Annotated in this window: 22 protein-coding genes and 1 pseudogene; 17 read left to right on the forward strand and 6 right to left on the reverse strand. The window is 39.2% G+C overall.

The genetic code is table 11. The features are described 5' to 3' along the window. The first annotated feature begins 65 nt into the window (after positions 1–65). Positions 66–536 carry a DUF523 domain-containing protein gene (locus BEN71_RS18555; RefSeq protein WP_068975548.1) on the forward strand — a complete coding sequence of 157 codons (471 nt, stop codon included), beginning with the start codon at positions 66–68 and terminating at the stop codon, positions 534–536. Between the two features lie 49 nt (positions 537–585). Here the strand turns inward: BEN71_RS18555 and BEN71_RS18560 are convergent, their stop codons facing one another. The 3 genes from BEN71_RS18560 to mhpT form a co-directional block, all read right to left on the reverse strand. Next, positions 586–1,539 (reverse strand): bile acid:sodium symporter family protein, encoded by a 954-nt coding sequence (locus tag BEN71_RS18560; RefSeq protein ID WP_068975547.1) that lies wholly within the window; start codon positions 1,537–1,539, stop codon positions 586–588. An 81-nt stretch (positions 1,540–1,620) separates the two neighbouring features. Further along, positions 1,621–2,265: a bifunctional nicotinamidase/pyrazinamidase gene (gene pncA, locus BEN71_RS18565; protein ID WP_068975546.1), complete on the reverse strand. Its 645-nt coding sequence runs from the start codon at positions 2,263–2,265 to the stop codon at positions 1,621–1,623. Positions 2,266–2,456: 191 nt separating this feature from the next. Next, the gene (gene mhpT, locus BEN71_RS18570) at positions 2,457–3,680 is read right to left on the reverse strand and encodes a 3-(3-hydroxy-phenyl)propionate transporter MhpT (RefSeq protein WP_068975545.1); all 1,224 of its coding nucleotides are present in this window, start codon (positions 3,678–3,680) and stop codon (positions 2,457–2,459) included. Positions 3,681–4,314: 634 nt separating this feature from the next. On the opposite strand from mhpT, the gene dapA reads away from it, so the two are divergent. From dapA to BEN71_RS18590, 5 genes and pseudogenes are all read left to right on the forward strand, one after another. Continuing rightward, positions 4,315–5,211, forward strand: a complete 897-nt coding sequence (gene dapA / locus BEN71_RS18575; RefSeq protein WP_068975670.1) for a 4-hydroxy-tetrahydrodipicolinate synthase — start codon at positions 4,315–4,317, stop codon at positions 5,209–5,211. A 16-nt stretch (positions 5,212–5,227) separates the two neighbouring features. Beyond that, complete coding sequence (locus BEN71_RS18580) at positions 5,228–5,836, forward strand: lipoprotein-34 precursor (NlpB) (protein WP_068975544.1); 609 nt, start codon at positions 5,228–5,230, stop codon at positions 5,834–5,836. A gap of 37 nt (positions 5,837–5,873) precedes the next feature. Then, on the forward strand, positions 5,874–6,593 hold the full coding sequence (gene purC / locus BEN71_RS18585) for a phosphoribosylaminoimidazolesuccinocarboxamide synthase (protein WP_068975543.1): 720 nt from the start codon (positions 5,874–5,876) through the stop codon (positions 6,591–6,593). A gap of 615 nt (positions 6,594–7,208) precedes the next feature. Continuing rightward, positions 7,209–7,349 (forward strand): annotated as a pseudogene (locus BEN71_RS19470) (GIY-YIG nuclease family protein); the annotation flags it as partial. Between the two features lie 75 nt (positions 7,350–7,424). Next, on the forward strand, positions 7,425–8,231 hold the full coding sequence (locus tag BEN71_RS18590) for a GIY-YIG nuclease family protein (protein WP_068975669.1): 807 nt from the start codon (positions 7,425–7,427) through the stop codon (positions 8,229–8,231). Positions 8,232–8,311: 80 nt separating this feature from the next. On the opposite strand, the gene BEN71_RS18595 is transcribed toward BEN71_RS18590, so the two are convergent. Beyond that, a complete protein-coding gene (locus BEN71_RS18595) occupies positions 8,312–9,451 on the reverse strand; it encodes a fatty acid desaturase family protein (RefSeq protein ID WP_068975542.1) in 1,140 nt (379 codons plus the stop codon). A gap of 116 nt (positions 9,452–9,567) precedes the next feature. Beyond that, on the reverse strand, positions 9,568–10,587 hold the full coding sequence (locus tag BEN71_RS18600; protein WP_068975668.1) for a ferredoxin reductase: 1,020 nt from the start codon (positions 10,585–10,587) through the stop codon (positions 9,568–9,570). 205 nt (positions 10,588–10,792) lie between these two features. On the opposite strand from BEN71_RS18600, the gene BEN71_RS18605 reads away from it, so the two are divergent. From BEN71_RS18605 to BEN71_RS18615, 3 genes are all read left to right on the forward strand, one after another. Beyond that, on the forward strand, positions 10,793–11,449 hold the full coding sequence (locus BEN71_RS18605; RefSeq protein ID WP_068975541.1) for a TetR family transcriptional regulator: 657 nt from the start codon (positions 10,793–10,795) through the stop codon (positions 11,447–11,449). A gap of 130 nt (positions 11,450–11,579) precedes the next feature. Next, on the forward strand, positions 11,580–12,161 hold the full coding sequence (locus tag BEN71_RS18610; protein ID WP_068975540.1) for a TetR/AcrR family transcriptional regulator: 582 nt from the start codon (positions 11,580–11,582) through the stop codon (positions 12,159–12,161). Positions 12,162–12,264: 103 nt separating this feature from the next. After that, the gene (locus tag BEN71_RS18615) at positions 12,265–13,437 is read left to right on the forward strand and encodes an MFS transporter (RefSeq protein ID WP_068975539.1); all 1,173 of its coding nucleotides are present in this window, start codon (positions 12,265–12,267) and stop codon (positions 13,435–13,437) included. A 139-nt stretch (positions 13,438–13,576) separates the two neighbouring features. On the opposite strand, the gene BEN71_RS18620 is transcribed toward BEN71_RS18615, so the two are convergent. Then, positions 13,577–14,194: a thiol:disulfide interchange protein DsbA/DsbL gene (locus tag BEN71_RS18620; protein ID WP_068975538.1), complete on the reverse strand. Its 618-nt coding sequence runs from the start codon at positions 14,192–14,194 to the stop codon at positions 13,577–13,579. Positions 14,195–14,378: 184 nt separating this feature from the next. On the opposite strand from BEN71_RS18620, the gene ubiG reads away from it, so the two are divergent. The 8 genes from ubiG to argA all read left to right on the forward strand — a co-directional run bounded on the left by ubiG (position 14,379) and on the right by argA (position 20,723). Continuing rightward, positions 14,379–15,095 carry a bifunctional 2-polyprenyl-6-hydroxyphenol methylase/3-demethylubiquinol 3-O-methyltransferase UbiG gene (ubiG, locus tag BEN71_RS18625; RefSeq protein WP_068975537.1) on the forward strand — a complete coding sequence of 239 codons (717 nt, stop codon included), beginning with the start codon at positions 14,379–14,381 and terminating at the stop codon, positions 15,093–15,095. Further along, positions 15,092–15,763: an HAD family hydrolase gene (locus BEN71_RS18630; RefSeq protein ID WP_068975536.1), complete on the forward strand. Its 672-nt coding sequence runs from the start codon at positions 15,092–15,094 to the stop codon at positions 15,761–15,763. Before ubiG ends, BEN71_RS18630 begins: the two co-directional genes overlap by 4 nt. A gap of 126 nt (positions 15,764–15,889) precedes the next feature. Further along, positions 15,890–16,636, forward strand: a complete 747-nt coding sequence (locus BEN71_RS18635; RefSeq protein ID WP_068975535.1) for a YciK family oxidoreductase — start codon at positions 15,890–15,892, stop codon at positions 16,634–16,636. A 182-nt stretch (positions 16,637–16,818) separates the two neighbouring features. Then, positions 16,819–16,974 (forward strand): hypothetical protein, encoded by a 156-nt coding sequence (locus tag BEN71_RS19250; protein ID WP_165382038.1) that lies wholly within the window; start codon positions 16,819–16,821, stop codon positions 16,972–16,974. A 287-nt stretch (positions 16,975–17,261) separates the two neighbouring features. After that, entirely contained in the window at positions 17,262–17,663 is a 402-nt protein-coding gene (locus tag BEN71_RS18640) for an RcnB family protein (RefSeq protein ID WP_068975534.1), read from the forward strand. Between the two features lie 419 nt (positions 17,664–18,082). After that, positions 18,083–18,466 carry an RcnB family protein gene (locus BEN71_RS18645; protein WP_068975533.1) on the forward strand — a complete coding sequence of 128 codons (384 nt, stop codon included), beginning with the start codon at positions 18,083–18,085 and terminating at the stop codon, positions 18,464–18,466. Between the two features lie 380 nt (positions 18,467–18,846). Then, complete coding sequence (locus BEN71_RS18650) at positions 18,847–19,224, forward strand: RcnB family protein (RefSeq protein WP_068975532.1); 378 nt, start codon at positions 18,847–18,849, stop codon at positions 19,222–19,224. A gap of 146 nt (positions 19,225–19,370) precedes the next feature. Continuing rightward, positions 19,371–20,723, forward strand: coding sequence for an amino-acid N-acetyltransferase (gene argA / locus BEN71_RS18655; RefSeq protein WP_068975531.1), 1,353 nt, complete (start codon positions 19,371–19,373; stop codon positions 20,721–20,723). Positions 20,724–20,921 lie beyond the last annotated feature (198 nt).

Raw genomic sequence — 20,921 nt, forward strand, 5'->3', positions numbered from 1 at the left:
TGAATGATTGGTTGTTATTTCAAATATTCAATCGTAAACGACAAACTTCTGTGTGATCCATTCATATGAAAAAATACCTCATCAGCGCCTGCCTCATTGGTGAAAATGTCCGCTACGATGGCAAAAACTGCTTACAACAGCAACTCAAACAACTGATTGAAACAGGTCAAGCTGTGACGATCTGTCCTGAAGTTTCAGGTGAATTGAGCACGCCTCGTCCTCCTGCTGAAATTGTCGGTGGTGATGGTTGTGATGTTTTAAATCATCGAGCGAAAGTAATGGATGCACAAGGCAATGATGTCACGCAAGCCTTTATTTTAGGTGCAGAAAAAACTTTAAAACTTGCGCAAAAATATCAAGTCACCCATGTCATTCTCAAAGCCAATAGCCCATCTTGCAGTTCAAACATGATTTATGATGGAACATTTACAGGACAAAAGACTCAAGGCGTAGGCGTCACCACAGCATTGCTTGAACAACACGGTTTTCAAGTCATGACTGAGGATGCGTTTTTAAAACAACTTGAGAATAAGTGACTGTAAATTAAAAAGAGTGCCTAAGCACTCTCTGGAAAATTTGAAAATATTATTCTTTATTTTCAGCCATTTTATCCGCCTTTGCCGCCCAATAGGTTGCCAAAGCAGGTCCTGAAATATTGTGCCAAAGACTAAAAATTGCACTCGGAACCGCTGTTACAGGTGAAGCTGCAAAATGAATCGCGGCGAGCGTTACGCCTAAACCTGAATTTTGCATACCCACTTCAATCGATACTGCTTTCGAGTCAGGATAAGACAGTTTAAACAAACGACTTGCCCAATAACCGAGTAAGAAGCCCAAACCATTATGTAGCATCACAACACCAAGAATCAGCAAACCCGACTGTAAAATCGATGCCTTACTTGCTGCAATAATCGCAGCCACAATCACCACAATCGCAATTACTGAAATCAAAGGCATGATTTGAATATATTGTTCTGTTTTTTGTTTAAATGCACTGCGTAGAATCACCCCGAGAATGATTGGGAAAATTACCACTTTTAAAATATCAATAAACATCGAGCCTGCATCAATCGGAATCCATTGACTGGCCAAAACATAGAAAATTGCAGGGGTCAGAATCGGGGCTAAAAAAGTTGAAACCGTCGTACATGCGACAGATAAAGCGGTATTTGCCTTCGCCATATACGCAATCACATTGGATGCTGTTCCACCAGGACAACAGCCAACGAGGATGACACCAACAGCAATTTCAGATGGAAGTCGAAATAATTGACAAAGTAAATAGGCAAGCCCTGGCATGATCACAAACTGTGCAACCACACCAATCAACACCGCTTTGGGGCTTTGCAAAACGCCTTTAAAATCATCCACAGTCATGGTCATGCCCATACCGAGCATGATAATCCCCAAAACCCACGGAATATAAGCTTTCATCCATACAAAAGCATTTGGGAAACACAATGCAATAAAGGCAAAGACCATGACCCAAAGTGCAAACGTCTTTTGTACGAATTTGCTAAACGCTAAGATTGCCGACATCGTCCCTACCTGAATACATTTTTACCCCTGATCAGGCTAATTTTAATCGAACTTAGACAAACGGATTGTATTTTTGTGATGTTACTGCGGTTTTTCTACATTTAAAATTTGATTTGCCACCACACGTTTGACCCCAACAGCAAGCATTTCCTGCCATGCATGTTGTAAAGAACCTTGTAAATCAATCGCTTTGGTTGCATCGGAAATCACAAAAGTTTTAAACCCTAACTTGGCAGCATCCATTGCTGTCCATGCCACACAAAAATCCGTCGCAATACCAACAATATAGACAGTATCAATGCCACGTTCTTTTAAATAACCTGCTAAACCCGTCGTGGTCTTATGATCCGCTTCCATAAATGCTGAGTAACTATCAATTTGTGAATGGAAGCCTTTACGAATAATCATTTGCGCAGTTGGAATATCGAGATCGGGATGAAACTCAGCATCCTGTGTCCCTTGTACACAATGCGATGGCCACAACACTTGCATGCCATAATCCAACTGAATCATGTCATAAGCTTGATGATCAGGATGATTTTCAACAAAGGAAATATGATTTTCAGGATGCCAATCTTGGGTCAGGATAATATTGTCAAAATGTTGTGCCAATTGATTAATGGTCGGAATAATTTGCTCTGCATGGGCAACTGCTAAATTTCCACCTGAGGTAAAACCATTTTGGACATCGACCACGATTAAAGCACTGCGTTCTGACTGTGACATTTCCCTACCCTGATTCATAAGCCTACTTCATCTAGGCTATTTTAATTTTGAAAATAAAAATACCAATGACTCAACATACAATAAAAAAGCCCGCAAATGCGAGCTTGTGATAGAAATCAATAACTAAGCCTTGAAATCCACTTTTAAAATCAGGTTTTCAAAAACCAAAGATAAAATCAAATGAATCAATACTATGCAGACTCTAAACGACGCGTTAATAACACCATGATAATCGCTGAAATCACAATACATGGAATCGCGGCACTGATCACCCCTGTTGCACCACTGCCCATTGCCAAAAGTTGCCCTGCGATAGCAGGTCCCATCATTGCACCAATACGTCCAACAGCCGAAGCCGCACCGACACCCTGACCACGCAAATGAGTCGGATAAACAAAACTACCAAAGGCATACAACACACCCTGACCACCGATTGTGAAAGTTCCCATGATCGCAGCCGCAACAAACATCAAATTTAAAGTGGTTGCTGAATTTAAACTGAATAAACCAATCAAAATACCCACATACATCAGAATAATGACATAGGCTTTATTGCAACGGTCAATCAACATTCCTAAAACCACTGTGCCAATCGCAGCGCCAATTTGGAAATACACCATCGCCATACTGCCATCTTTACGGCTAAAGCCAAGCTCAGTGAATAGAGATGGCAACCAACTCAACATGATGTACACCACCATTAAGGTGAAGAAATAACTCACCCACAACAACAGCGTGCGTGGTGCATATTCACGGCTGAACAAATCCTGATAAGATAATGGTTTTTGATCTGTATTTTGCACAGCTTGTTGTGCTTTTAAAAACTCACGTGACTCAGGTAAAAACTTGATCATCAATGGCACAACGATCAAAGGAAGCAGACCACCCACATAGAAAATTGTTTTCCAGCTGCTCGCCAAATCTGTCGAAGCCAACTGCGCTGCCAATAAAGAGACAATAATCGCCCCAATCGGCATACCACAATACATCAAACCTACCGCACGACCACGATTTTCAGGTGAGGTTGATTCGGATGCCAAAGCAATTAGATTTGGCATTGCAGCCCCTAAACCTGCACCTGCCAAAAAACGCACCAATAATAAAGAATAAAAGCTATTGACCCATACTGTACCTAAAGTAAAAATTGCGAAAATTGAAACGGATGCGATCAATACTTTCTTTCGACCAATACGATCTGCATAACGCCCACCCACCAATGCGCCAGGCAATAAGCCTAAAATCCCTGCACTGAAAAATAGACCCAGTTGCGTCGCATCCAAAGCAAAATATTCTTTAATCCCTGCTGCCGCTACCCCAGCGGCTTGAATATCAATACCCTCGATCACGGCGATCAAAAAGCAAATCAGCACAGTCACTGTGGCATGCTTTTTATCTAAAGAAACTGATCTATCCATTATGGAATATCCTTTTACGCGATATGAACAAAGGCGAATCTTCCAACAGTCAGAATAGATAGATAACTATCAAAAGGTGGTAGAAAATTGATGATGCTTAAAAGCTATATTGGAAAATTCTCACTTTGTTGAATGAATAAATAAGTGTTAGAACCAATTATTCGGTATAAGTTTCTACGTTTTTGGTCAGGAATATTGAAAATAGCGATGACTATTCTCACACAATAAGAACTGATTTCTGACTTCTATATATAAAAAAACGATTAAAAAATGAAAATTTATTTATGAAAAGAAATTTGTAGATCCTATTTTTTAAGAACATTTGCGTCTTTTATCATTCTAAAAAACACTAAATCCTTACTGTCCAATAAAACATCGGCATAGAACACTCAAAAAAAGCCAATAACAGAAAAATATGACGCTGATTCTGTGGATGATTTGTTGCTTTTGTTAAAGAATTTCCTAGCTTTGGCGAAAGTATATTGTTCTGTCACGCTGAATCAGTCATAATTTGCATAAGCATTATGCAATCCTCAATACGATTGTTTTTTGCTCAAATCAAAATACTGCAACTATCCCCAATCCTTGTTTACTCAAACGCATGGTGGATGGTCAAATAGGATGTTTTTTCAAAATGACTCAGCAAGCACAGACCATTCAAGGCTCAATTGTCGCAATCGTCACCCCCATGTTTGAAGATGGCAGCGTAGATTGGAAGAGTCTTGAGAAGCTCGTTGAGTGGCACATAGAACAAGGCACTAACAGTATTGTTGCTGTCGGTACAACCGGTGAAGCATCTACTCTTAGCATGGCAGAACACGCTGAAGTAATTAAAGAAATTATTCGTGTTGCCAATAAACGTATTCCAATTATTGCCGGTACTGGTGCGAACTCAACACACGAAGCGATTGAACTCACCAAAGAAGCAAAACAACTCGGCGCAGATGCCGCTCTTCTCGTGACCCCTTATTATAACAAGCCTACGCAAGAAGGTTTATTCCAACACTATAAGGCGATCGCTGAAGCAGTTGATCTTCCGATCATTCTTTACAATGTCCCAGGTCGTACAGGTGTAGATATGCACAACGACACTGCGATTCGTTTAGCGGATATTCCTCAGATTGTCGGTATCAAAGACGCAACGGGCGATATTCCTCGTGGTCAAGAATTGCTTGAAGGTTTAAAAGGCAAAAACATGGTCGTCTATTCAGGTGACGATGCCACTGCTGCTGAACTCATTCAACTTGGCGCACTGGGTAATATTTCAGTGACTGCCAATGTCGCACCTAAAATCATGAGCGAATTATGCGCTGCTGCATTACAGGGTGATGTTGCTACTGCAAAAGAGAAAAATGACCAAGTTGCAAAATTAAACAATATTTTATTTTGTGAATCGAACCCAATTCCAGTGAAATGGGCACTTCATGAAATGGAATTAATTGGTACAGGCGTTCGTTTACCATTAACTCCACTCGCAGAACAATACCGTGCTCCACTGCGTGAAGAACTCAAAGCAGCGGGTCTCATTTAATTAAGAGCTTATAATTATGCAATTACGTTTAGGTTTAGCTTGTGCCCTTTCAGCTTTAAGTTTGGCGGGTTGTAGTTCACTTGGAATCAACAATGGTTCTTTAGACTATAAAAATACAACCTCTGTAGAGCCGCTTAAATACCCTGAAGGGTCAACAGTTAGACCTGCAACGCCAATGTATCCTGCTCCGATTGTTGATCCACTTGCATTGAAACATGCACCAGTGTTCGAAAATAAACGTGGAAATCGGTATGAAGTTCCGCGTCCTGAAGTTGAAAAATCACGTGCAACTGCCAGTGAGACAGCAACATCCTCTGAAAGCGTCGGTCGTCCGCAACTTTTAACCGATGGAAATGGCAATCCATTGATCAAAATCGATGGAAATTCTGCTACAATTTGGCAGTACACACTTGCAACCCTCAGTAGTCTCAATCACAAGCTAATCGGTAAAAGCAAAAACGCCAATGAGGCGACTGTGAAAATCGACAATAGCACCTATGTGTTGAAACTTAGCTCCGTTGGTTCAAGTAACACGATCGCCGTGTTTAACGCCGATAATAGCTTTGCAGATAAAGAAAAATCTGCACAGTTATTAACCCAGATTTACCAAAACTGGCCAGCCTAGTCGTTCTAGGCAATTTTTTTTTGCAAAAGGTTCCCCCATGTTAAAACAAACCTTGCTCTATACTGGTAAAGCGAAATCCGTTTATGAAACAGATAGCGCTGATCATCTAATTCTAGTTTTCCGTGACGATGCTTCTGCATTCAATGGCGAAAAAATAGAGCAACTAGATCGTAAAGGTAAGGTGAACAACCGTTTTAATGCCTTTATCATGGAAAAATTGGCTGCGGCTGGTATCGAAACTCACTTTGAAAAACTTCTTTCTCCAACTGAAGTTTTAGTGAAAAAATTACAAATGATCCCTGTAGAGTGCGTAATGCGTAACTATGCAGCAGGTTCATTGTGCCGTCGATTAGGTGTTGAAGAAGGTTTAGAGCTTACTCCACCTACTTTTGAATTGTTCTTCAAAGATGACGCTTTAGGCGATCCTATGGTGAACGAATCTCAAGCGATTGCATTGGGTTGGGCAAATGCTGAACAATTGGCTCAAATGAAAGAACTTACTCAAAAAGTAAATGTCGTACTTAAAGACTTGTTTGCTCAAGGCAACATGCTTCTTGTTGACTTTAAACTTGAGTTTGGTGTGTTCCATGACCGTATCGTATTGGGTGATGAGTTCTCTCCAGACGGTTGCCGTTTATGGGATAAAGATACTAAGAAGAAACTCGACAAAGACCGTTTCCGTCAAGGTTTAGGCGGTGTTGTTGAAGCTTATGAAGAAGTTGCTGCACGTATTGGTGTAGATCTTTCAGACATCTAATTTTAGAATTTGATGCTTCTAAAAACCGAGTTAGAAATAACTCGGTTTTTTATTCTCAATAAAATTTTTTAAATTTAAATTGATGCGATAACTTAATTCAGTTGAAATAAAAAAGCCCAACATCCTGTTGGGCTTTTTTACATATTTGATGCTTGCGGTATAACTCCTGTCGTACCTCACATTCCTTGTTCTTCCTTTTCTTATTTTTGTCTGGAGCTTCCTGCTCTCTATGTGTTCATAATATGAAATTCTAAATAGTTCGTATATCGGCTAAACCCGCAAATCTTTGTACGTTTTGGCTTACAAACGTTAAGTCGCAGATTGTTTTAAAAATGGGATCTCTGAAAATCAAAATTTTCTCACCCAAATATTAATGAAAGCTATTCAGGTTAGCGACAAAATATGTCGCTTTAATTATGTTTGATTACTTTTCACCCTGATAAACTATTGTTTTTATTATAAATTACCTAAGAACACAGCTACTTAAGAAAATTAATGATGAATAATTTTGCATCTTTATTAGAACTTAGAACTGATTTAAAAAATCTGAACATGAATCAGAATACTTCTACTGAAGATATTGAAATTCGCTTTATTGAAGCAATGCACGATAAAATGATTTCAAACTATCAAGAAATTTTATCTATATATAATGAAATAGATGAAAAAGTAATTACTAACTTTAATCAAAATACAATTTTAGCATTTCTAACCTCAGCTATACGCACTGATCGGTTTAAGGAAGGAATGCTTTCTAATACTTTGCGTTCAGGTCTGGTTTTATTTGCTTTAGAAAAACTAAGTGAAATTTTGAACACTGAGAATAAAGTCATGCTAAATGACATATTACAAATTAAAGAACTAGAAAATGTTAAAATCAGACTTAACTTTGACTATGGTCCAGCAAATTGGAATGTTATAGAAGCCTTTAAAAATGGGGATATTGCAGGTCTTCTTAACGGGCACTATTGGAATTACAAAGGAAAAAAGTCCTACAAACAAAATCAGACAACAATTGGGCTACTTAGAATTAAACCTAAAGAAGATCTATGGTTGTTGTTTCATATTGGAAAAGTCACAAAAGATTTAAATCTACTAGAAGCAATGGGATATGAGTTTGAAACTCTAACTGAATATAACAAATTCGTAGGGCGTGTAATTGTAAAATATAAAAACACATCACAATCAGTTGTCCGAAATGCTAACTCTTTGATTAACCAGTGTGAAGTCTATCAAATACTCCCAGATGTCTTTGATAATGATATTTTTCCAGGCTATGAAAATGTCAATATTTCATGGAATGAACTCTCAAGAGTTATTGATAAAGAATCATGGAAAACAGCATTACAAAATCAAAAAGCCGTATATTTAATCACAGATATTTCCAATGGGAAGATGTATGTTGGTTCAGCATATGCTGAAAATATGTTGCTTAACAGATGGCAAAATTATGTTAAAAGTAGGCATGGTGGCAATGTCCAACTAAAACAACTCTCTCAGGAGCATATTGAAAATAATTTTAGATATTCAATACTCGACATTTTCAAATCAACAACAGACGATAAAGTAATATTAAGTAGAGAAAGTTGGTGGAAAGAAACATTACTTACACGGAAATTTGGCTATAACTCTAACTAAAAAATTTCCACTGTTAATCAAAAAGCCCAATATTCAAATTGGGCTTTCTCTCGTCAGAAGTCAAATTTCACCAAGAATGGCTAAGCAAAAATCCCCTTCACTTTTTGCACTGACTGCATAATTTTGGCAGTCATATTATTCGGCAAAGAACACTTCGCTAAACGCACCCACACACTACCAAACTGCTGAAAGAAATTCGCTTCATTATAGTTGATGCCATATTCTGCACATAAAGCTTTGATCTTTGGTGCAACTTCCGCATAACGATTGGCAGGCATATCAGGGAACAAGTGATGCTCAATTTGATGGCTTAAATTACCACTTAAAATATGTAGCCACTCTGTGCCTGTAAAATTACTCGAACCACGAATTTGACGTAGATACCACTCAGCACGGGTTTCATTTTCAATATTATCCACTTCAAAAGTTTCAGCATCTTCAGTGAAATGACCATTAAAAATCACCGCAGAAGCCCATAAGCTACGAATCACATTGGCAACAGCATTGCCTGCCAAAACTGGCAAAGCATTCGGCCCAGCGATCACAGGAAAAAATACATAATCCTTTAAAATCTGACGACGTGCTTTCTTGCGGAATTTGCTTGCATCCGCCCAGACTTGTTTCCACGTTTTGGTTTTATATACCAACGCATCTTCCAAATGTAGATTTTGCACCCCGACATACCATTCAAAAAACACCATCAACTGAATCGCCAAAGGAATATTGAACAAGAAGCGGGGTTCCCACTTTTGCGATTCACTGACACGCAATAAACCATAGCCCACATCATGATCCATACCGACAATATTGGTATAAGTATGATGCACATAGTTATGGGTATATTTCCAATCATCGCCAGTCGACATCGTGTCCCAGTCATAATTCGCGCCATTCAAACTTGGATCATTCAGCCAGTCGAACTGTCCGTGCATCACATTATGACCAAGCTCCATATTTTCCACGATTTTAGAGATACCCAATAACCCTGTACCGATCACCCAAACAGGTGGAATCCAACCACCAAACATCAACATACCACGGGAGGCGATTTCGCTATAACGGACAAAATTACGGATTTTATAAATATACTTAGCATCTTGTTCGCCTATACTTTCCATCACTTCACGACGGATTTCATCGACACGGCGACCAAATTCTGCAGTTTGTTCAGCGTTTAAATGTTTTGATTTACTGTTTGGAAAATTCACTGACATATTCATTGTTTTACTCCTCAGCACTTCATATTCAGAAGCCTTTGCTGAATTTTGGGTACAACTTCCCTCTCTTGACTCAATCGATCAAGAAGTTGTTTGAATGTAGTTAAAAAGACTTTAGTTTATAAATTAATGGTGACTGGACTGACTGCTTGACTGATACACAACTTAATTTGGGTATTGCTGTCATGGTCAATTTCACCGGTTAGCATATTCTTGGTCGAGCCACTGACTTTGGTGCAGGTACAGGTATTGCACATGCCCATACGGCAACCATGTGTTGGCTTTAAACCCGCCTGTTCAGCACTTTCAAGCAAGCTGGATTTAGCTTCAAATTCTTGCTGTGAACGTAAGAACACTACGGGTTGTGTTGCTAAATTTTCATCCACTGTGATTTGGAAATATTCCTGTTTCAAGCGATCTGCAATGTCCAAGTCTTGGAAAATTTGCTGAGCACTTTTCATCATCGTAGACGAACCACAAGCATAGCTTTGAGCTTGTGCAAAATCAGGCACTAAGTTTTGTATCAATTCCAAAGTCAAATGCTGTTTCTGTTCCACTGTATTGATGTAGTGATAATGGAACTGAGCATTTTGTTGATGCAATTGTTCCAAATCTGCGTGAAAAGCATGATCACGACTGAAATAAATCAAATTTACTGGACGATTTGAATGGGTCAATGTTTCCAGCAATAAGGAATAAATTGCGGTAATTCCACTGCCTGAAGCGATCAATAACAATGGTGCTGTACTTTGCTCTAACACAAACTCGCCTTGAGCTTGAGACAATTCGACAACATGACCAAAGCTTAACTGGGTTAAGGCATTGGATACTTTACCCTGCTGTTTCACGGCAATGATGATGTCACCATTGTCCAAAAACTTCACCACAGAATAACTACGCTGTTGGCGTACCCCTGCAATTTCTACAGTAACCAGAACACTTTGCCCTGCTTTAAACTGTTGATGTTTAAAGTTGCGATTTGGACGTAATTGAATTTGATAAAAATCATCGCTTAAAGCGCGTGTTTTAATCACAACCGCTTTAACTCTTTTCCAAGCCCAAACAGGATTGATTTTTTCAGCGATAAAATCGACAAAATCCTCACGTACCCATTGTGGCTGATATTGCATATTACTCATGGCAGCAATTTGACTCATGTGACGTTCCTCTTTGTGCTTGCTATTTATTGAGTGAACAAATGTTCTTTTAGTGAACACTCGTGCACTATAATTATTTTTATAAACTCAGTCAACACCTGTACACTGACATTCGTCGCTTAATTTAATGTGATTTTGTTGCGCTATTTTTGATAGACTCATCGCAACAATTTTTTCGGACAGCAATATGTCGATACGCGATGAACGTAAACAACAAAGTCGTCAGGCTTTACTTGATGCTGCTTTAAGCTTAAGCACATCAGGTCGTTCATTTTCGAGTATTAGCTTGCGTGAAATCGCACGTGAAGTCGGTTTAGTACCGACTGCCTTTTATCGCCATTTCCAAGATATGGATGAGCTAGGTAAAGAGCTGGTTGACCAAGTTGCGCTGTATCTAAAAAATGTCTTACATCAACTCGGTAAAGGTTTGGCGCATCCTGAAGCCAAGACCAAAACCAGTATGGAGTTGTTCTTTGAAGCTGTAGATACTAGCCCTCAACAATGGATTTTTATGATTGCAGAACGTTGGGGCGGTTCAGAGGTGGTTCGTCGAGCGATTGCGCTTGAAATAGACTTTTTAAATGATGACCTCGCCAATGATCTTAAAAAGTTTGAAGTCATTAAAAATTTTCAAAATCAAAATGACCTAAAAGCCATTACCAATATTTTGATTAATCTCTGTTTTACTTGGGCAATGTCTTGGATAAGCTTGTCACGTCAATATTCAGGCATCGAGCTTGAATTGCAAAAAATGGTGTTAAAAAAGCAAGCTGTAACGCAAATCCAACTTATTTTTAAAGGTATAAATCATTGGGAAAGTTCGCCTGATCTTTCTACAAATTAAATATAACAACTCTTTTTACAATACGTTCCAGTACAATTTGACCTCTCTATAAACTTGGATTATTATTTTTTGGAACATTCATTCCAGAATAACCTTCCTCAAATAATCTTTCAAAAAGACATCGACTAAAATGCGTAAAAAAGAATTTCAACCTGATGAAATCGTACAAGCTGCCATGCAGGTATTTTGGGAGCGTGGTTATGAAGCAACCTCTATCCAAGATCTCGTAGAAGGCACTGGATTATCCCGAAGTAGTTTATACAACACCTTTGAAAGTAAACATCATTTATACCTTGATGCTTTAAAATGCTATTCCTCAGTGACAGCAGCCAATATTGCTATTTTGTCAGTGCAAGGTCAGGCACGTGATCTGATTGAACAGGTTTTGATGAATATCCTGCATGATGAGTTAAATCCAAACCCTTCACGGGGATGTTTTGCTGCCAAAGCAAGTCTAGAAATATCCGCACAAGATCCTCAAATTGCGAGTGTATTGCAACAAAATTTTCAGTCACTCCGCCAAGCCTTTGCACAATTAATTTCTCGGGCACAAAGTACAGGTGAAATATCAACCCAACAAGATCCTGATGCTTTGGCACTATTTTTTGTCAATACCATGCAAGGGATGCGAATTCTAGCCAAGGGTACTGCTTTGCCTCAACGTCAAGAACATTTACAGAACGTGATCCAAACCGCACTCAAATTACTCTAAACATGCCTGCTTAAACATAATGCTGGAATTTTAGATTTAAATTTTTTTACTTATTTTTGGAACAATCATTCCAATATAATTTTCTGTAACAGGACATCCTGATATGACCCATACCGTTCAGAAAGAATCACTGCCTTATCTACAGCTGATTGCTTTTGCTATGGCAAGCTTTCTCGCCATTGTGACTGAAACCATCCCTGCTGGTTTGTTACCGCAAATCAGTCAGGGACTGCATATCAGTGAAGCACAAACAGGACAGATGATCAGTATTTTTGCATTTGGAGCGGTCGTCAGTGCTATTCCATTGATCACATGGACGCGTAATCTAAATCGTCGTCCAGTATTTATTAGTGGCATTGCTGGACTGCTAATCTTTAATCTATGTACTGCTTTTTCGACTAATTATTACTGGATTCTACTGTTTCGCTTCCTTGCTGGGGTATCTACAGCCTTAATCTGGGGACTATTTGCAGGCTATGCTCGCCGTTTGGTACCCATACATTTACAAGGTCGGGCGCTTGCGATTGCATGTGTAGGACAACCACTTGCGCTGTCATTGGGCATCCCTTTGGGCAACTGGTTAGGCAAACTGTTGGCATGGCAAGACATTTTCCTGATTTTGGCAGGCTTTGCCTTGTTGTTAATGTGTTGGATACGCCTCTTCGTGCCTGATTTTAAAGGGCAAACTGCTGAACAACAAAAATCTCTTTTCGAGGTTCTACATTTACCTGGTATCGCCTACATTCTTGCGACGCTTTTCTTGTGGATTCTTGCGCATAATATTGTCTACACCTATTTAGCACCCGTACTGATGAATGCAGAGATGACGACATGGATCGGAACAGCATTTATGATCTTCGGCGTAGCTTCCATTGTTGGGATTTGGATCACAGGTGTACTCACTGATCGTTGGCTCAGGAAACTTACCCTGATCAGTTTGCTCTTTTTTGCCGTGGCAATGCTGATTCTGCTACTGTGCGTGCAAACATCTTTTTTAATTTTTCTGAGTCTTGCGATTTGGGGCATCACATTCGGGGGAGCGCCAACCTTACTACAAACAGCGCTTGCTGATGCAGCAGGTCAAGATGCCGATGTTGCACAATCTATTCTAGTCACTGTCTTTAATTTTGCCATCGCTTGTGGCGGTTTTACGGGTGGCATTATTCTCAATACGTTTGGAGCATCTTTGCTCAGTTTTAGCACGTTGCCCTTTATTGTAATCGCCCTGTGTTTAGTTTGGTTCAGTCATTCTGGATTCAAGGCTGGAGCACGTTGAGTCAACGTTTTTAGCATTGACTCAAATCATTCTGAGATGCTCTGGGTGTATAAATCAAACGCCTTGATCCATTCGAAAATGCAAAATCATCAAAGCATAAAAAAACCCGCATTTAGCGGGTTTTCTACAACTTAAAGGCTTATTTTCCGCCTTTACGCTCTTTATTGATCAGGTAATCAACCACTTGTGTCACTTTACCATCTTCACCCTGAACCACATATTTACCATTTACAACCACCGCAGGAACACCTGAGAGTTGATATTGCGCAGCCAATTGGTTTGATTCAGCAACTTTTGCAGTGATCGCAAAAGAACTATACATACTGTTAAATTTCGCTTCTGGTACACCATAACGTGTATAGAATTTTGCAAATTGGTCTTTTTGTAGAATTTGCTGACCATTACCATTAGCATGGAATAATGGTAAATGCGCACGTTTACGCACACCTAGCGCTTCAGACACATAATAAGCACGCGCACCTTGTTCCCAAAGCGGATTCATCGCAGCAGGTGTACGCAAGAAATTCACATCCTTTGGAATTTTCTTCAACCATGCTTGCATATGAGGTTCAAGTACAAAACAGTGTGGGCAGCCGTACCAAAAGAATTCACGTACTTCAATTTTGCCAGGAACTGCAACTTTTCCAGGATTTTGCACCACGGTATAGTCTTTACCCGCAACAAAATCAGCAGCCATCGTATTTGCAGAAAATGCCATGACCATTGCGGTCATGCCACCAATAATAAATTTTTTCATTGACTGTTTTGTCCTCGAAGTCATTTTGTATAGCTTATGCACTAACTATAAAACAAATATGGGAAAATCGTTTTCCTTCTGTGAAGATTTTTACACGATTCATCGCTTTTTTCATAATTATGGTTACACTAGCATAGATGAACTTAATTTTTGATTAAAACAATTTAATTTAGAGGTGGCTGTTATGTCGCAACTTAATGTTGATCCACAAGAAATTGCTAAATTTGAAGCGCTTGCCGCTTTATGGTGGGATCAACACTCTGAGTTCCGACCATTACATCAAATTAACCCACTGCGTTTAAACTGGATTGATGAACATTCAGGTGGCTTAACGGGTAAGAAAATTCTCGATGTCGGCTGTGGTGGCGGAATCCTAGCAGAGAGTATGGCACGTCGTGGTGCAAATGTTCTTGGGATTGACATGGGTGCAGCACCACTCAATGTTGCACGTTTACATGCAGAGCAAGAAAATGTTCAAAATATTGAATATAAACAAATCCCTGTAGAGCAACTCGCAGAAGAACAAGCAGGTCAATACGATATCGTCACTTGTATGGAAATGCTCGAACACGTACCAGATCCTGCTTCGATTATCCAAGCTTGCCAAAAACTGGTGAAGCCGAATGGTCATGTGTTTTTCTCAACCATTAACCGTAATCCAAAAGCATATTTATTCGCGATTATTGGTGCGGAATATGTGTTGCGTTTATTGAAAAAAGGCACACACGATTATCATAAATTTATTAAACCGTCTGAACTTGCCCATGACATTCGCAATTCAGGTTTAAAACTCAAAGATATGACAGGTTTACATTACAACCCGCTCACTAAACATTATTGGTTAGCGCCCAATGTTGATGTGAACTATATGGTCTATACCATCAATGAGTCTGCACAATGAAAGCCGTACTGTTTGACCTCGATGGAACTTTAATCGATACCGCAGCTGATTTTATTCGCATTATTCAAGACATGTGCCGTGAAGAAGGTCGTGCGATTGTGGATGCAGATTTGATCCGCACTCAAGTATCTGAGGGTGCACGTGCGATGGTGAAGCTGGTTTATCCTGAGCTTGAAGTCGATGATCCAATTTTCTTAGCCCATCGCCAACGCTTTTTAGATCTTTATGGTGATGATATTGCAGTCGATACAGATCTATTTGACGGCATGTATCCACTTTTAGAGGATTTAGAAAGTCACCATATTCCTTGGGGCATTGTGACCAATAAACCACGTTGGCTGAGTGAGTCTTTACTCAAAGCACTTAATCTCACTGAACGTTGTGCAGTTTTGGTCTGCCCTGAAGATGTGAAACATACCAAGCCTGATCCTGAGCCAATGTATTTGGCTGCCAAGCAAATTGATATTGCAGCTGAACAATGTATCTATGTGGGTGATCATCCACGTGATATTGATGCGGGTCGCAATGCGCAGATGTATACCATTTTGGCAGCGTATGGCTATTTACCTTTGCAATACAAAGATGATCTCAAGGCTTGGCAAGCAGATTGTATTGTCCACAATGTTGCAGAATTACATCAGCTTGTTAGAAAGTTGGTCAATATTTAAAGCACAAAAAAATCATTCATTCTGTGTGAATCGTATGATACAAATGATGAAACATCTTGCATAAGGTGTTTCACTGTTTTTATATAGAAGCTTATACAACATCATAACAACGATAGGAGGTCTCCCATGAAATATTCAGAATATCAACCTCGTCCAGATTTATTGAAGGATAAAATTATCCTGATCACAGGTGCGGGAGACGGTATTGGACGTGCGGCAGCTTTAAGTTATGCCTTACACGGCGCAACCGTGGTTTTACATGGTCGTACACTCAATAAACTTGAAGTAATTTATGATGAAATCGAAGCTTTAGGCGCACCACAGCCTGCAATTCTACCTTTACAACTGTCTACAGCAACGTCGCATGACTATGAACTTTTGGTCAATACACTCGAACAACAGTTTGGACGTCTCGATGGGATTTTGCACAATGCAGGCATCTTAGGTGAACGTGTTGAATTAGCACATTATCCAGAAGAAGTTTGGGATGATGTCATGGCTGTGAATTTACGAGCACCTTTCGTCCTCACTCAAGAACTTCTTCCCCTACTACAAAAATCTGAACATGCTTCTGTGGTCTTTGCCAGTTCTGGTGTAGGGCGTGAAGCGCGTGCTGAATGGGGTGCTTATTCTGTTTCAAAAATTGCGATTGAAGCAGTCAGCACAATTTTTGCCAAAGAAAATACCTATCCAAATATTCGTTATAACTGTATCAACCCAGGTGGTACTCGTACAGCGATGCGCGCCAAAGCCTACCCTGCGGAAGATCCAAAAACATTACCAACACCTGAACAGATCATGCCTGCATATCTGTACTTGATGGGTGAGGACAGTTTGGCACTGAATGGTGCCAGCATTGATGCCCAAGACTAATCATTCCCCATTTCCCCTCTCTTGATCGAGTATTGAAGTACAACTTTAAGATCAGATACAAGAGAGTCAGGAAATAGAATCGCATTAGCCAATAAAAATAATGATTTTATTCAGTTTTTCAAATCATCGAATCAACTTTATAGTATGTTCTACCAGCTAGACATTACTAAAAGGCATCACTCATGGCAGATCAAAAACTGAAAGTAGAAATGATTCGTTCGATTGAACAATTACAACTTTCGCATCAACTCATTCATGCTTTAGATGATGCCCAACAAGCTGAAACGGTCGTAACAGCAGTCAACTGCTTAAAGCATTTCACTGAACAATGGCATTGACAGACCGTTCAAACGATTTTTTGTACCATAGCTTTACATTCCGCATCAAAGAATAGACTGAGTATTTTAATGTCTTACACTTTGAGTGACCTGTGAATGAGTCGAACATAGATGTTTGTTATATCTGTTTGCATAAGACTTTGGATACAGTCTTTCATCCTGATCAAAAATATGTTCTCATTATGTCTGTATTTTTAAATGAAAAACTGAACTTTCTTCACAGTTTCTCTGCATTTTAACGGTACATTAGTGGTGTAAAAAACAACACTTAGCAAGCGAGGGCTCCTATGAAAAAGATTTTAGCGATCATCGCGATCTCTTTATCAACACTGATGACCATGCAGATCACCAGTGCAGGACCTCATTTTGACAACGATCGAGGTTATGATCGCGGAGATAGAGGCGAACGCGGTAATCGTGGTCGTCAGTTCCGTGACAATGATGATGGCGATGGCATTCAAGAACAACGTCGAGAGCGTGAACAACGTGGTGTAAAACGTTTACAGCAACATAAATGGCAAACAGGTTATGTGATGCCACAACACTACCGTGGCAATAGTTACAAAGTGGATTATAAAGATGGAAACCTGCCTAAACCATCGCGTAACCAACAATGGTACAAAATCAATAACGATTACATCTTAGTTGATTCAGACAGTAACAGTATTCTCAGCATTCGTGGTATGTAATATAAGACCACATCGCTATTTTGAATTAAAATCGCTATACTCAAGTTTCATAAGCTCAAACACCTATTTAGTTTGAGCTTTTTTTTTGCTCAAATTTCAGAATTTCCGTTTTTTAAATGTAATCATGAAATTCATAGAAGCTTATGAGCATGAATCTTCAAACAAAGCACCACTTCATCCTGTTCCAGAACTCATTCAATAGAGTAAATTATAAAAAATCATTAACTTGGTTAGTCTATGTATCAAAAGTAGACATCATTTTAAGGTTTTACTCAAAACATCTCAGAGATTCAAAATTTACAGTCCTCCATCAAGTCTTCATACATTTCACAATTCAACTAAATCCTCCTCACCATTTATCTCCAATTGTTGCGTAAATTGATTTCATCGAAGGATAAAATACAATTTAGGTGAATCAGATGAAAAAAGTATTAACCGCAATTACATTAGCGATGAGCGCACTGGTTGCAACTTCAGCAATGGCTGACTCACGTTATGACAACAATCATCGTTATCAGCAAAGCCATTGGGATCATAAAAATGACCATCGTTGGAACAAAAATGACCGCTATGATCGTTATGACAATAAACGCTATGATCATAACTATCGCGTAAACCCAAGCCGTGACTGGCGTTCAGGGCAGTATTTACCAAGCCAATTCAGCTCATCACGCTATCATGTGAACTATAAAAACTATCGCCAACTGCCAAAACCAGGCAAATATCAGCAATGGTATAAAGTGAATGGTGACTATGTATTGGTGAATGAGCGTAATAACCGTGTGATCCGTGTGATTGGTTAATCAATCTAATTATAAAAAGCCCATATATTGGTAATGCTGATCAGTTAAGCAAAATTATTGCATAAACTCCTAAAATCTCCCCTAACCCCTCTTTGAAAAAGAGGGGAACTTCTTGTAACTAAAATGATTTCAGCAATGAAAAGCTCCCTCCTTTGAAAAAGGTGAGGAACATGTTCCGCAAGGGGAGGATTCAAGAATCTCTTAACTGACTGGCATTACATATATTGGGCTTTTTTCATTTTATGATAATTTAATGAAATTAAAATGAATTATTAAACAAAATAAATCACATATTTTCATAGCAGCTTCATTGTTTCTCTACATTTTCCAATTAAATTAAAAACATCAGATATAGATACCTTATTCCATAGGCGCTCAACATGAAAAAATTACTTTCAGCAATTGCAATCTCAGTCAGTGCAATCATGGCAGCTTCAAGTGCTTTTGCAGCGCCAGAACATGCTCAAGGTCACCAGCCTGCACAACAGCAACACGTACAACAACATCCCAACAATCATGGCAATGCTGTAAAACATGTTGTAAGTAATCACAAAACACCCAATAAAGCTGCGCAAAATCAGTGGAAAGCTGGGCATAAATACCCAACTCAATACCGTGGTGCAGGCTATAAAGTGGACTACAAACACCACAAAAACTTGAGCAAACCAAGTAAAAACCAACAATGGTACAAAGCAGATGGTCACTATATTCTTGTCAATACAGCCACTTATGCAATCATCAAGGTGCTCGGTCTATAATTTAAGCCTGTCACTCAACCGTTAATTCGAAATACCCTCTTTGCACTCGTCCTCCCACGTTCGAGTGCTTTTTTTATTTAAACTATTCCCCTCGTCTTTTTTTGTTTAGAATCTCAGTAATCGCAATCATCTATACCGAGATCGGCATGCAAAATGACTATCCAGAAACAACTCAAAGCACAGCGCAACAATATGTGCATTGGTTTCGTCATTCTGCGCCTTATATCAATGCCCATCGTGGTAAAACCTTTGTTTTGATGTTTGGTGGTGAAGCGGTAGAACATGAAAATTTTCAACATATTATTCATGATATTGCGCTGCTACATTCTCTGGGGATTCGTTTAATTTTGGTGCATGGTGCTCGCCCGCAAATCACTGAAAATTTAAAAGAAAAAAGGATTCAAAGCCCAATTCATATCAATCGTCGAGTCACGACACGTGAATCACTGCCTTGTGTGATGAATGCTGTGGGTTCGATTCGTCTGCAAATCGAAGCCTTATTATCAATGGGTCTCGCCAATTCTCCAATGTTCGGCGCACGTATCGATGTCGTTTCAGGAAATTTTGTCACGGCGAAACCTTTTGGTATCCGTGATGGTGTTGATTTTCAACTGACGGGTGAAGTACGCACCATTGATACTGAAGCCATTCAACGTCATTTAGACAATCAAAATATTGTTCTATTGGGTCCAACAGGTTATTCGACTACAGGTGAGGTATTTAATTTGTTGGCAGAAGAAGTTGCCACTAAAACAGCGATTCATATCAAAGCTGATAAACTGATTTTCTTAGGCAATCAGCAAGGTTTGATGGATGAATTTGGGCAATTACTCCGTGAAATTACCCCACATCAACTTGATACACATATTGAAAAATACCAAGATTCAAATTTTGAAATCGCGCTGCATTTGCACAATGCCAAAGAAGCTTCGCTCAAAGGCGTACATCGCGTACATCTCTTGTCCTATGCCTATGACGGTGCATTGATTGAAGAATTATTCACGCGTGATGGTCATGGGACGATGATTACTGATGCACATTATGAAGAAGTACGTATGGCAAATATCGGTGATGTCGGCGGCTTGATCAATCTCTTACGACCACTCGAAGAAGAAGGGATTTTGGTCTACCGTTCACGCGAGCTTCTGGAAAATGAAATTGGTCAATTTGCAGTAATTGAACGAGATGGCACCATTCTCGCCTGCGCGGCTTTGTACCCAATTCCTGTGACAGGTACAGAAATTCAATCTGCAGAAATTGCTTGCGTTGCAGTACATCCAAGTTATCGTAAGTCCAATCGCGGTAGCCAAATTTTGCATTTCCTTGAAGAAAAAGCACGTCAAATAGGCATTCAACAATTGTTTGTTTTGACCACACGTACTGCACATTGGTTCTTAGAACATGGCTTCGAAACTGCCAATGTCGATGCTCTTCCTGAAGCACGTCAGGCTTTATATAATTACCAACGGAACTCAATGGTCTTTAAAAAACTCATTTAATCGACTTTGGTTTTGCTTGATTAAGCTTGAATTATCACAATTATCACTAAACTTATCGCCATAGGTTATAACATGGAGAACTTTCTATATTCTCCGTGTTGCAATCTATATCTCCATGACAGATATATAAAATAAAGTCATGTTTTTCATATAATTATAAAATTATAATTTTATAGAATATAAATTACTTATTTCTAT

The organism is Acinetobacter wuhouensis, assembly GCF_001696605.3.
Taxonomy (GTDB): domain Bacteria; phylum Pseudomonadota; class Gammaproteobacteria; order Pseudomonadales; family Moraxellaceae; genus Acinetobacter; species Acinetobacter wuhouensis.